Here is a 12,633-nt window from a genome sequence, read left to right as displayed (position 1 = left end):
GACCTACAGACCCGACTCGTTGGTGCGGACCATGATCCGCCGGCAGTCCTCGCAACGGACCACGTCGTCCGGGGCGGCCTTACGGATCCGGGCCAGGTCGGCACCGGAGAGGTCCAACCGGCACCCGCCGCACCGGCCGGCGGTGAGCAGCGCGGCGCCCAGCCCGGTGTCCGCGCGGATCTTGTCGTACAGGGTGACCAGGTCGCTGGGGAGATCAGCGGCGAGTGGCTGACGGGCCCCGCGCTTGAACTCCTCCTCCTTGGCGATCTCGGCCATGGCCTCGTCGCGGCGCTGCTCGGTGGCGGCCCGCTTGTCGCGGGTGTCGGCCAGCCGCTGCTCCACGCCGTCCAGGACGCCCTGCGCGGTCTCCCGCTGCTCCATCAGCTCCAGCTCGGCGTCCTCCAGGTCACCCTGGCGCCGGTTGAGGGAGACCAGCTCGTGCTGGAGCGCCTCCAGCTCCCGGGCCGGGCCGGTGCCGGCGGCAAGGCGGTTCTCGTCCTTCTGCTTACGGGCCCGGACCTGCTCGACGTCCTTTTCCAGCCGGGTGATGTCCCGGTCCAGGTCGTCGACCGCCACCTGGGCGCGGACCCGCTCGTCCTCCAGCGACGACAACTCCCGGGCCAGCGACTCCAGCTCGGCCCGCTCGGCAAGCGTGCGCCTGCGGTGGGCGAGCTGGGCGAGGTTGGTGTCGATCGCCTGGAGGTCGAGCAGGCGGCGCTGCACCTGAGGGTCAGCCTTCACGGTCGGGCTCCTTGTCGTCCACAACGGGTGCGGCGGCGTGCACGGTCCACGGGTCGGTGGCCAGGTCGGACACCAGCGTCTCGACGCCCAGCGCCTCCCGGAGGAGGGCGGCCAGGTCGTCCAGCCACGGTCGTTCGGTCGCCCAGTGGGCGGCGTCGATCAGGGCGGGACCATCGGCGGCGAGGTGCTCGCCGGCCGGATGGTGCCGCAGGTCGGCGGTGAGGAAGGCGTCCACCCCGGCGGCGGTCGCGGCGCCGAGGAAGCTGTCCCCCGACCCGCCGCTGACGGCGAGGGTACGAACCATACGCCCGGGGTCCCCCGCGGCGCGAACTCCCCAGGACGTGACGGGAAGCACGGCGGCGGCGTGCCGGGTCAGCTCGGCGAGGGTCATCGGGTGGGGCAGCTCGCCGACCCGCCCGAAGCCCCGGTCGTCGCCGTGGGCGGGTGAGCCGGGCGCGGGCCGCAGCAGCGGGCGCAGCCCGGTCAGCCCGAACCGGGCAGCGAGAGCGTCCGAGACGCCCGGGGAGGCCACGTCGGCGTTGGTGTGCGCCGCGTAGAGCGCCACCCCGGCCCGGATCAGCTGGTGGATGATCCGCCCCTTGAAGGTCGTCGGAGCGACCGACGAGACCCCGCGCAGCAGCAGGGGGTGGTGCGAGACGATCATGTCGGCTTCGGCGGCCAGCGCCTCGGCGACCGTCTCGGGCACCACGTCGACCACGCAGAGCACCCGGCGCACCGGGGCGGACGGCTCACCGAGCACCAGGCCCACCCGGTCCCACTCCTCGGCCCAGACCGGCGGGAAGCGCCGTTCCAGCTCGGCCACGACGTCGGTCACCGTCGGCGCGGATCCGCTTGTGCTCACGGCGGCCCAGCTTACCGGCGCGGGGTCGCCTGGCGGTGACGCCCGGCCCGGTCGCGCCGAGCGGGAGCCCTAGACGGCGCTCACCGAGACGGCGCGCAGCGCGGCCAGCGGCTTCGCCCAGGGGAAGGCGGACAGGTGCTGCTCCCCCGTTCCGGGCGGGTGCAGGGCGATCACGTGATCACCGAAGAGCACCGTGACACCCCACTCGGCCAGCCGGGCCACCCCGGCCCGGAACGCCGGATGGGAGGCCATCGCGACATTGGTGTAGGGCACCGCCACGATGGGGACGCCCTTGCCCTGCGCCTCGACCAGCAAACCGAGCGCGAGGGTGTCGGTGATCCCGGCCGCCCACTTGTTGACCGTGTTGACGGTGGCCGGGCAGACGATCATGGCGTCGGCGGGCGGCAGCACGTCCGGGTCACCGGGGTTCTTGTAGTGCGTCCGCACCGGGTGGCCGGTCTGCCGGACCAGTGCCGACTGGTCGACGAACTTCGCGCCGTCCGGTGTGGTGACCACGCAGACGTCCCAACCATCCTGTTGGGCAAGGTCGACCAGACGGCCGACGTGCCGTGCCAACGGCGAACCGCAGGCGATGACATAGAGCACCTCGCGGCGCCCGCTGGTGCACGGTGATCCGGCCATCAAACCGGCTCCGCGCTCATACCCCTACTCCCATGTGCTCAGCCAACTCCGCTACCGGAGAAGGCGGCGCACCACGTGTGCGACGAAGGATGTCGGACATCACCTCGTGCGCGATCGGACGGCAACGGATCTCGGACGGGGCGAGTCGGTCACCGAGCAGCAGCATCTCGCCGGCGTTCGCCACGTCGCCGATCTGGGCGTACCCGCGGGCGATGTCGAGCAGGTGGTGGGCGCGACGTTCGGGCAGCAGCGCGTTGAAAGAGGGCTCCGCGATGCGCAGCTGGTGCACCTCCACGGCCCGACCGCCGTCGCCCAACTCCACCGCGGCGGCAGCCCGGTGCAGTTCGACATTCGTCGGGCCGAACGACGTCCAGTAGTGGTTGTGGTCGCCACCGAGCAGGACGGCGGCCTCCTGCGCGCAGTTGATCAGGTCGTCGACGCTGGCCGTGTCACCGATGCGCGACGCGGCCATCGCACCCTGGAGCAGCAGCATCCCGTAGACGGACAGGCGGGCCGGGGAGACCTCGTTGCTGCCGCCCGGTGCCAGCCGGTTGGCGATCTGGACGTTCAGCTCCAGCGCGGGACGGGCCCGCCCCATCGCGACCAGGGCGGCGCAGACCCGGGTGGTGGCGATCCCGGCCAGCAGCGGGTCGTCGGCCCGCTGGGCCACCGCCATCGACCGGTCGGCGGCCAGCCAGGCCAGCTCGCACTCGCCGAGCTTGCGCAGCACCGAGGAGGCGATCTGGTAGACCTGCCCGAGCAGGTGGGCCGCCTCGGCGGCCCGCTCACCGCCGTACGCGGCGTCGGCCGCCTGGGCGTCGCGCAGCAGCTTGGGCAGCGCCCGGGTGAGCATCCCGTAGCGGCCGTACTGGTAGGTGAGCCAGGCGTGGTTGACGGCCTTGCGCATGTCGTCCAGCGGCGGCGGGGAGGGCGCCGCGTCGAAGTACGCGCTCATCGAGTCGTAGCGTTCCAGCGCCGCCCGGATCTCCTGCACCTCGATCTGGTCGATGCAGTTCAGCGCGTCGGTGCGGCGCTCCGGGTCCTTACCCATCAGCAGTTGGACGTCCACCTGGAGGATGTCGGCGATCTCGTAGAGGACGGAGAACTTGTCCAGTCGACGGACGCCGCGTTCGACCTTGTCGACCCAGCTCTTCGACTTGCCGAGCCGGTCCGCGAAGACCTGCTGCGACATCTTGCGTCGCCCCCGCCAGTAGGCCACTCGCCGTCCTATGGGTAGCTCGTCCATCTGCCCATCCTCCCCTGCCGCGCACGACCCATTGAGTCGAGGCGATGTCCGCGGGTGCGGCGACTCTCGTTCATTTTCAGGTTTTCGCTGGTCGCACACGATGTACGTCAGCCGTACAGCCAGTCCTCGTACTTTTCGTGCAAGTTGCACGAGCCGTTCGTCAACCTCAACGATCGTGGGTTACGGCAGTGACGGTGCTCGACATGCGACCTGGCGACCGCCGGGCCAGAAGAGGGGAGATGGCACACATGTGGGGAAATGTCGCACCGCGCGTCGCCGAACTGTCGCCGCTGGAACGGGTCCGGCTGCGCCGGGTCGCCATGCGGTACGCCGCACACGGCTGGGAGGTGACCCCGGGTGCCTGCCTGGCCCGCAGCCGCTTCGTCTGCGGTCGGGCCGGCTGTCCCACCGTGGGCTGCCACCCCGCCCTGGAGAACTGGGAGCTGGCAGCCAGCACCGACCCGGCCCGGGTGGCGACCTGGTGGCGCAGCCGCCCGCACGGGGTGCTGCTGCCCACCGGCCGGGCCTTCGACGTGCTGGAGGTGCCCGCCCACCTCGGCCGGCACGTGCTCGACGCGGTGCAGATCCACCCCGCCGGCACCGGCGTACGCGGGCCGGTGCTGGTCACGCCCACCGGGCGGTGGATGTTCCTGGTCCGTCCCGGCGACCCGCTCCGGCCGGAGCTGGAGCACTGCTTCCACGTGGTCCGGCACGGGCCGGGCTCGTGGATCCCCGCGCCGCCGACCCGGCTGCCCGAGGGCACCGTGCGGTGGGCGGTCGCCCCCGAGCAGGCCCGCTGGCAACTCCCGGATTCCTACCTCGTGCAGAACACGTTGATCGGGGCGCTGCGCGCCACCGGGGTGACGCTCACCCCCGACCTGATCCCCGGCCACCTGCCCCTGCCCCGACGGGGCATGTGAGAAAAGCCCGGATCGACGATTCCATCCGGTGCCCGACAGCGTCTCCGGAGCGCCGGTCCTCGTTGACAGGGGGACGGCGCGAACGCGCGCCACGAACGGGGGAACGATGTCCACGGACGACAGAGCCTCTCATCCCGGCGGCACCGAGCCGCCCCGGCGCAACCACCCACGACACCGCTGGGCCGGCACCCGACCGTCCGGCTCGCGCCCCGGCCGTCCACGCCCCACCGGGTCCCGCCCTGCCGGCACCCACCGCCCGGTCCGCTAGGGCGCGTTTCTAGTCGGTCAGCGGGATGGCGGCGGAGTAGTACTGGCGGCCGTCGTCGGTGACGACGGAGTGGGTGTGGCCGTCGTCCAGGCGGTCCAGCCAACCCAGACCGGGGGCCCCCATGGCGAGGGCGGCGGTGGCGTACGCGTCGGCCACCCCCAGGTCGGTGCCGACCACGGTCACCGAGCGCAACCCGCTGGCTGGCGCGCCCCGGCGCGGGTCCAGCACGTGCCGACCCCTCTCGTACACGCCGGACGTGGCCACAGCCAGGTCGGTCCCGGTGAGCACCAGGCAGGTCGACATGGCGTCCCACGGGTGCCGGATGCCGATCCGCCACGGCTCCCCCGACGGCGACAGGCCGCGTACGCGCACGTCACCGCCGGCGTTCACGCAGTGGTTCGCGGCACCGGCGGCAAGCAGGCGGTCCGAGGCGACCTGGGCCGCCCAGCCCTTGACGAAGCCGGACGGGTCGAGCCGCCCGGTGGCGTACGCGTCGAAGAACCCGTCGGTGACCCCCCACAGGTCGGCGCAGGCCTCCAGCACGAACCGCAGGTCCGCGGACGCCTCGGAGAGCAGCACCTCACCCCGGTCGAAGCGGCACACCTCGCTGTCCGTCTTGTAGGTGCTGAACCGGGCGTCCACCTCACGCATCCAGGCGAAGACCTGGTCCGCCAGCTCGCCCAGGGTCGCCGGTGGCAGGTCGTCGGCGAGGTCAAGGGTGATCGCCGTACCCATGATCTGTTCGACCCGGCACAGCCCGGGTCGGGTCAGCGCGGCCGGCACGTCAGAATGCCTGCTCGATCGCGGACCGCAGCGACTGCTTGTAGGAGTTGCTGGTCTCGGTGGCACCGGAGACGGTGTTGAGGTTCGCGTTCTGCTTCTGCACGACCTCGCCGCCCTTGCCGTCGTAGCGGTTGCTGACGTCGCCGCTGTGGATGTCGGATTCACCCCCGCTGGGCAGCGACAGCGCGACAGCCTCGATGATCCGAGTACCGGAGACGACGATCTGCACCTGCACGTACCCGTACTCGTTGTCGAAGCCGTTGCCGGTGACCCGGCGGGTGGTCGACTGGGGCGCCTTGGTGGTGCGCGGCGCGCTGGGGGGCTTGGTGGTCGCCTTGGTGCCCGACGGGCGGGCGGTGGTCTTGCCGGGCTTGGGCGACACCGGGGCGCCGGCGCTCGTCGACGGCGTCGGCGCGCCGGCCTCCGGGTCGGTGCCCGGTGCGTCCGGGGCGGCGCTGGGATCGGTGCCCGGCCCGGAGGGGTTGACCGGCTGGGCGGTCGGCAGGTTCTGGGCGACCGGGGTGGCGCTCGGCGAGCCCTTGAACACCACCAGCGCGGTGGTGCTGGCGGCCAGGCCGGTGATCGCGAGGAACGCGCGACGCATGGGATGCCTTTCCTACAACTCGAACGTGGCCAGGTGGATCTGGCGTCGGGGCACGCCGGCTCGGCGCAGCGCCCGCACCGACTGTTCCACCAGACCGGGCGGCCCGCACAGGTAGACGTCGCGCCGGGCCACGTCGGGCACCAGCTGACGCAACCCGTCCGGGCTCATCACCTGACGGGGGCCGGGGTCGTTGCGGGAGCCGATGACGTACCAGACGGAGGTGTCGCGCTCCTGGGCCAGCCAGTCCAGCTCGCGGCTGAGCAGCACGTCGGCCGGGGTACTCGCGCGGTAGATCAGGGCCGCGCCCGGGGGCAGCTCCTCCAGCATGGCCCGGATGGGGGTGATGCCGCTGCCGCCGGCGATCAGCAGGGTCCGTTCGCGGACCCGGTGCGCGGCGGTGAAGGTGCCCGAGGGGCCCTCGGCCCAGACCCGGGTGCCCGGTTCCAGGTTGCGCAGGTCCGCGGTGTGCCTTCCGACGATCTTGACGGTGAGCCGCAGCCAGCGGCCGTTCGTGGCGGCGGAGACGGAGAACGGACGCGAGTGCCACCAGGAGCCCCGGGTGAGGAAGCGCCAACGGAAGTACTGGCCACCGAGCATCGCCAGCTGGCCGAGCCGCTCGCCGGTGAGGTAGATGGAGATGGTGTCCGGGCTCTCGGCCACCACGTCGGCGACCCGCAGCCGGTACCGCAGGTTGAACGCCAGCGGCGCGATCACCCGACCCCAGAGCAGGGCGGCGACCACCAGCAGGTACAGCGCGATCCAGCCGGTGCGCACCGGACCGGGCTTGTACAACTGGGCGCCGTGGGTGAACTGGTGACCGAAGCCGAGCAGCAGCACCAGATAGCTGGACAGGTGCAGGGTGTGCCACAGCTCGTAGGGCAGCGCCCGCCGGATCGCCCGGATGCTGCTGAACCCGACCGTCATCATGATGCCGGTCGCGACGAACGCCGAGACCATGTCCTCGTAGTCGCCGAGCAGCGTGCCGACCTCGGCGACGACCGACTGGTTCCGCAGGTCCGCGTAGCCCACGAGGATCAGCGACATGTGCGCCAGCACGGTGATCAGCAGGGTGGCACCGACGTCGCGGTGCCAACGGGCCATCTGCTCGCCGCCGATCCACCGCTCCAGCACCGGCAGCCGGCTCATCATCAGCACCTGCACCAGCAGCAGGTAACCGGCGATCAGACCGGTGATCCGGCCCGCCGCCGTGACCGTGGCGGCGGTGCTGCGCAGCGAGCCGGCGGGAGTGCCCAGCCACCACGGCAACACACTGGCGACCAGGCCGACCAGGAGCAGCACGCCCAGCAGCCGCCGGCCGCCGGGTCCGCGCCGCTCCGGGACCTGCGGGGGTACGGGCGCAGCCGACCGGCCGCCGTGCCGGGACGAGGTCCCGGTACGACGGCCGGCGGCGTGGGTGTGCGGGTACGTCACGCGTACAGCTTCATCGGGGCGTACTTCTGGCGGGGGAAGACCTTCTCGACCTCCGCGTTGGTGAGCCCGAACCGGCCCTGCGCCACCGCGCCGTAGACGTTGAACATGTTGTTGTACTCCGGCACGTCACCGGAGTCCAGCTTGTCCAGGCCGTTCCAGGTGCCGAGCAGCGAGCCGGCCAGCTTCTTGCCGGAGAGCACGGTGACGACACCGCCGTGACCGTGGTCGGTGCCACCGGTGTTGGAGCCGACCCGACGGCCGAACTCGCTGGACACCATGATCGTCACGTCGGCGGCCTGCGGGCCGAGGTCGGTGAAGAAGGCGGCCATCGCGCTGGCCAGCTCGTTCAACCGACGGTGCAACTGGCCGCCCGCAGCGGTGCCCTGGTTCTCGTGGGTGTCGTAGCCACCCATGCCGACGGTGGCTACCCGGACGTTGGCGCCACCCTTGATGAGCTGGGCGAGCTGCTTGAACGCGTTGCCGACGCCCTCGTACGTGACGCCCTCGACGGGCACGTACGGCTTGGCGGCGAGCTTCTGGGCGGTGGCCAGCGCGCCCATGCCCTCCTGCACGGCTTCCTCGACCGGGTGGTTGATCCCGGTGAACAGGCCCTTGATGGCCTTCTCGGTGGCAGCCCGGTACCGCTCGTCACCGTTGAGCCGCAACGACCCGATGTTGTTCAGCGAGATCGCGCCGTTGTTGCCGACCAGCGAGCGGGGCAGGGTGCTGCCAATGCCGACGCTGCGGAACGCGGTGCCCTTGCCCAGGTTGTCGACCAGACCGTCCAGCCAACCCCGGCCGCCGGTCTCGTTGGGCAGTCCGCCCAGGTTGCAGGCGTCCGCGGCCTGGAAGTGGCTGCGCGACAGCCGCTCGTCCGAGGCCGCCGGGATGAAGCCCAACTGGCCGGCGTTGAGCCACTTCTCCAACGGCTTGAAGGCGCTGGTCAGCTTGAAGCCCCGGCTCAGGGCCAGCGAGTCGTTGCCGAGCAGCAGGTCGGGGCGGGCCTTGGCGAGCACCGGGTCGTTGTCCGGTGCGACCAGGCTCAGCCCGTCCAGCCCGCCGTAGAGGAAGACGTGGATCAGGGTGCCCGTCTTGGTCGCCGCGAACGACGCCGACGTGGTCACGAACTGGGCGGTGGCCAGGGCGGTGGCGGTGGCCGCGGCACCGGCGACGAAGGTACGCCGGGTGACGCCACGACCGTCCTGCTGGGCCTCCTCGAGGTTCTCCAGGGTGCGGTAGCGGTCGAACTCGGCGGCGTTCTCGGCGGCGACGATGTCCGCCTCCGCGCGCAGCAACGCCTCGGCCGGATTGTCGGCGAGCCGTCGCACGTCGGGGCATTCGGGGTGCAGGGGGAAAGAGTTGTACACAGTCTTCTCCATCGGGTGCCTCACCGGAGGTGGTGCTGGGGGGAAGCGAGGATCGCCCGCGCGACGGCGGTGATGGCCCCGTTGAACGTGGCGTCGACCTTGGCGGTCGCCGGCACGCCGGCCACGCCGAGGATCAGATTTTTTTCCCGCGTGCTCAGCTTCTGGCCCACCAGCCGCTGGGACAGCGCGTCCACGTACGCACCGGCGGTGGCCGGCGGCTTGGCGACCAGCTTCTCCGCCGCCGTGTACGTGAAGGCGGTGCGGTAGCCGCCGAGGACCTCGCCCGCCTCGTTCCAGCCGTTGACCATGGTGCCGGCCGACGTCCAGGCGACGTAGACGTCCGGGTAGCCGTCCGGGGTGGGCTGACCCATCGGGTAGTGGCCCAGCTCGCGCAGCTTGTCGTGGATCTGCCGCAGGCCGCGGGCGTACGGGGTGCGCTTGTTGTCGCCGTTGTTGTGCTTCGGCGACGCCTCCGGCGAGACGCCCAGGGTGCGGTACGTGGCGACCAGGTACTCCATCGGCCGGCGCACCTTCTGGCCCACGCCGGCCCAGAACTCGGAGGAGCAGAACAGCGCCATCAGCACCGGCTTGATCAGGCCGTTGTTGGTGGTGTAGATCTTGGCCAGCCGGTCCACCAGGGACTTCGGCGGGGTGTCCGAGACGAAGCGGGTCGCCAGGCTCTGCGCCACGTACTTCGCGGTCGACGGGTGCAGCGCGATGTAGGTGATGTACGCGTCGATCGCCGCGTCGGCCTTCTTCGGGTCCGACGAGTTGTTCGGGTGGGTGAAGCCGAGGATCTTCACCTTGCCGACGTAGTGCTGCTCGGGCTTGAAGACGTACTTGCCGTCCTTGTCGATGCCGCGGCCGGTCTGGAGCATGGCCGCCTGGCGCACGTCCGGCTCCTTGTAGCCGCCGTCGACGCCCACCGAGTAGAGCTCGAGGTTCTCCCGGGCGAGGTTCTCGTTGATCGCGTCCTTGCGGGAGTCCTTCTGGTTCAGGTAGATCAGCAGCGCGGGGTGCTTGTTCGCGGCGACCAGCATCTCCGGGTAGCTGCCCAGCGCGTGCTTGCGCACCACGTCCTGGTCGAACGAGTTGCGGTACACCTCACCACCGTCGAAGTCGGCGGCGACGTGCAGGAAGTCGTTCCAGAAGTCGACCATCACCTCGAACAGCTGGCGCTTCGACCAGATCTGCCGGGCGATGGTGGCGTCGACCATCTCCCGCTCCGGCTGGGCGCCCTGCTCGTTGAGCTGGTCCCGCTGGGTGCGCAGCTGCTGCACGGTGAGCTTCTGCGTGGGCAGCTCGGCGAGCTTCAGCTCGGCCTTGCTCGGCTCGATCTTCTCCGGGGCCAGCTGTGCGCGGATCCAGGCGTCGATGCCCTGGTTCTTGATGTCGGCGATCACCGCGGGCGTCGGCCCGAAGGTGGCCCGCCGAGCCAGGTGCAGGATCGGGTCCTTGGCCAGCACCGTCTTCACGGTCACCTGGGTCGCCGCTGCGGCGGCGGCCGGGCCGGAGAAGCTCCGCCCACCGGCCGGCGCGTTCTTCTTCAGCGCCTCACCGGCCCGGGAGCCCATGTAGCTCTCGTTCTGCTCGGTGTAGGTACGCACCGTGCTGGGCTGCTGCCCACTGGGCCGCGCCGCGGTGCCGTCGGTCACCGTGCTGCCGGTGGCGTCACCGGCCAGGGCCTCGTCACCGAAGAGGCTGCGGATCTGCGGGGTCATGGCGAGCGCCGCACCACCGGCGACGACGGCGGCGGTGCCGCCGAGAGCCACCATGGCCTTGCGCCGGCCGACCTTGCGGCCCGACTCGTCGTCATCGTCCAGGGTGGGCAGTCCCGTGCCGGCGGGCCGCGCCGGGGCCGGGCGTCCGAGGCCCTCCGGGCCGACCCACTGCGGTCCGCGCGGGGCGGGAGCCGGGTGCCCGACGGGCGGGTAACCCTCGCCGTACTGCTCGCGGGGGTCGGCCTGCGCCGGGTAGCCGCCCTGGTAGGGGTGGGGCGAGTCGTACCCGTAGGGCGCGGACGAGTTGGGGTCGCCGTAACCGTCCGCATCGTGGTGCTGGCGTCCGTCCCAACCGCGGTCGTCCCGCGGTCGACGTGGTGGCACATTCTGGTCGGCCATGTACCAATCCCGATTTCTGATGAGCGCCGGAAGCTGCGACCGGACAGGTGCGGCAGGTGCGGCGACTGTTGCCTGAGGGGGTTGCTACGGCAAGGTAACCAAGGGCTCAGGGGCCTTCAAGGTGGGCCGAACACCCTCGTGAGGGCACTTAAGACAGCGCTCAGTGCGACGCCGGCGACCAACGGCCGGCCGGGCACGGGCACAGACCTCCCGAGCAGGGCGTACGTGCGGCAGCCGGGCACGGACCGGACCACGCGGCCCTACGCGACACTTTCCGCGCCGTTCACCACCACAGACAAACTTAAGGTTCAGATAAGCCGGACGTGAGGTGCCCTCGCGTGGAGGAAAAGTAGCAGCGGCGGTCGAGCGTGAGCCACCACCGCAGCGGGTATGCCGCCGAACCGCTGAACGCGTGAGGGGAAGGCAGCGCCATGCTCAGCAAAGAGGATCAGCGCAGGTTCGACCAGATCACCCGTCAGCTCCGGGAGAGTGACCCGGCATTCTTCAACCGGCTGGACCACCGGGCCCGGGCCCGTAGGGGCCGCTATCTGATGTTGTTGACCATCGTGTTGTGGGCGTCGCTGCCAGCGATCGCCGTTTTCGCCGGTCGACTGACCGGTGCGATCTGCGCGGTGGTGCTGGTGGCCAACGCCGCGATCATGTGGCGGTTCCGCCGTCGCTGGGCGTGACGGCTCAGCGCTCGGTTGGGCCGAATGCCCGGTACGCGCGGCGCAACCGTTCGAGCAGTCCCGGCCCGCCGATGGCCGGGGCCGGCGCCCCGAGCTGGCGTAGCAGCAGGTCGGGGCCGGTCACCAGTCGCGGCGGCCGATCGGGCAGCGGCACCGGTGGCAGCCAGAACCGGTCCGCCGCCTCGGGTAGCGGGGTGGTCGACAGCCCGGCGAGCGCGCGGGCCGCGCCGACCGGGGCCGCGACGTCCACTGTCGAGTCGTCACCGTCCGGTTCGGACGCCAAGGTGACCGGCTGGGGCGGTGGGGCGACACCGGTGGCCTCGACCCGACGGGCGCGCAGCTCGGCCAGCAGCTCGGCGCGGGACCGGCCGCGCCAGTGCAGCAACTCGAACGGGTCCGCGTCGAAGGCCTCGGCCAGCAGGTAGAACGTCGCCGCGAGGTGTTTGCACGGCACCGCGAAGTCGGGGCAGTTGCACCGTTGGGTCAGCTCGCCAACGGCGGCCGGGAAGAGCGGCGCGCCCGCGGCGACGAACAGCTCCTCCAACTCGTCGGGGAGGTCCCCGGCGAGCAGGCGGGCGCTGAAGAACGCCTGCCCGGCCAGCTCCTCCCCGATCCGGGACCAGAGGGCGGCCGGGAACGGCCGCAGCGCGATGGACACCTGGTACGGCTGCGGCCGGGAGCCCTGCACCACGGCGCTGACCAGCCCGGGTGTGATGTCGAGCGAGAGCACCTGACCGGCCCGCGCGTACGACCGGCCGCGGGTCAGCCGGGTGCCGAGCGCGAACGACTCCAGCACCTCCAGGAAGCGCCGGGACCACCAGGACCGGCCGATCGCGCCGCGGGCGCTGCGCGCCCGCAGACCCCCGTCGACCTTGCGGGGGCGCCCGTAGTCGGCGAACCGGTCAGTGCTCACGCCAGCGCTCCACGCTGCCGCGAGGCACAACCATGCTGTGTCTGATG

General features: G+C 71.6%; 12 protein-coding genes. 2 read left to right on the top strand and 10 right to left on the bottom strand.

Annotated features, from left to right (window positions below; genetic code table 11):
* Positions 1-3: 3 nt before the first annotated feature.
* The 4 genes from LADH09A_RS22790 to LADH09A_RS22775 form a co-directional block, all read right to left on the bottom strand.
* Complete coding sequence (locus LADH09A_RS22790) at positions 4-741, bottom strand: zinc ribbon domain-containing protein (protein WP_238647495.1); 738 nt, start codon at positions 739-741, stop codon at positions 4-6.
* Positions 731-1,603 carry a Nif3-like dinuclear metal center hexameric protein gene (locus LADH09A_RS22785; RefSeq protein WP_238647494.1) on the bottom strand — a complete coding sequence of 291 codons (873 nt, stop codon included), beginning with the start codon at positions 1,601-1,603 and terminating at the stop codon, positions 731-733. Before LADH09A_RS22785 ends, LADH09A_RS22790 begins: the two co-directional genes overlap by 11 nt.
* Before the next feature lie 69 nt (positions 1,604-1,672).
* Positions 1,673-2,245, bottom strand: a complete 573-nt coding sequence (locus LADH09A_RS22780) for a flavoprotein (RefSeq protein ID WP_238647493.1) — start codon at positions 2,243-2,245, stop codon at positions 1,673-1,675.
* 16 nt (positions 2,246-2,261) lie between these two features.
* Positions 2,262-3,491, bottom strand: coding sequence for a helix-turn-helix domain-containing protein (locus LADH09A_RS22775; protein WP_238647492.1), 1,230 nt, complete (start codon positions 3,489-3,491; stop codon positions 2,262-2,264).
* A gap of 248 nt (positions 3,492-3,739) precedes the next feature.
* Between LADH09A_RS22775 and LADH09A_RS22770 the strand changes: the two genes are divergently transcribed.
* Entirely contained in the window at positions 3,740-4,411 is a 672-nt protein-coding gene (locus tag LADH09A_RS22770) for a bifunctional DNA primase/polymerase (RefSeq protein WP_238647573.1), read from the top strand.
* A 277-nt stretch (positions 4,412-4,688) separates the two neighbouring features.
* Here LADH09A_RS22770 and LADH09A_RS22765 read toward each other — a convergent pair whose 3' ends face one another.
* From LADH09A_RS22765 to LADH09A_RS22745, 5 genes are read right to left on the bottom strand one after another with little or no spacing between them, the layout of a single operon-like run.
* The gene (locus LADH09A_RS22765) at positions 4,689-5,414 is read right to left on the bottom strand and encodes an FAD:protein FMN transferase (RefSeq protein WP_238647572.1); all 726 of its coding nucleotides are present in this window, start codon (positions 5,412-5,414) and stop codon (positions 4,689-4,691) included.
* 49 nt (positions 5,415-5,463) lie between these two features.
* A complete protein-coding gene (locus LADH09A_RS22760; RefSeq protein ID WP_238647491.1) occupies positions 5,464-6,066 on the bottom strand; it encodes an FMN-binding protein in 603 nt (200 codons plus the stop codon).
* Between the two features lie 12 nt (positions 6,067-6,078).
* Positions 6,079-7,497, bottom strand: coding sequence for a ferredoxin reductase family protein (locus LADH09A_RS22755; protein ID WP_238647490.1), 1,419 nt, complete (start codon positions 7,495-7,497; stop codon positions 6,079-6,081).
* Entirely contained in the window at positions 7,494-8,876 is a 1,383-nt protein-coding gene (locus tag LADH09A_RS22750) for a DUF1501 domain-containing protein (RefSeq protein ID WP_238647489.1), read from the bottom strand. Before LADH09A_RS22750 ends, LADH09A_RS22755 begins: the two co-directional genes overlap by 4 nt.
* An 8-nt stretch (positions 8,877-8,884) precedes the next feature.
* The gene (locus LADH09A_RS22745) at positions 8,885-10,984 is read right to left on the bottom strand and encodes a DUF1800 family protein (protein ID WP_238647488.1); all 2,100 of its coding nucleotides are present in this window, start codon (positions 10,982-10,984) and stop codon (positions 8,885-8,887) included.
* A 431-nt stretch (positions 10,985-11,415) separates the two neighbouring features.
* Here LADH09A_RS22745 and LADH09A_RS22740 point away from each other — a divergent pair, with 431 nt between their 5' ends.
* Entirely contained in the window at positions 11,416-11,673 is a 258-nt protein-coding gene (locus LADH09A_RS22740) for a DUF3040 domain-containing protein (protein ID WP_238647487.1), read from the top strand.
* 4 nt (positions 11,674-11,677) lie between these two features.
* Here the strand turns inward: LADH09A_RS22740 and LADH09A_RS22735 are convergent, their stop codons facing one another.
* On the bottom strand, positions 11,678-12,586 hold the full coding sequence (locus LADH09A_RS22735) for an SWIM zinc finger family protein (RefSeq protein ID WP_238647486.1): 909 nt from the start codon (positions 12,584-12,586) through the stop codon (positions 11,678-11,680).
* Positions 12,587-12,633 lie beyond the last annotated feature (47 nt).

The sequence above is a fragment of the Micromonospora cabrerizensis genome (assembly GCF_022230955.1).
Classification (GTDB): Bacteria; Actinomycetota; Actinomycetes; order Mycobacteriales; family Micromonosporaceae; genus Micromonospora; species Micromonospora cabrerizensis.
The sequence above is the reverse complement of the archived record's forward strand: the minus strand, read 5'-3'. Positions and strand labels throughout refer to the sequence as shown.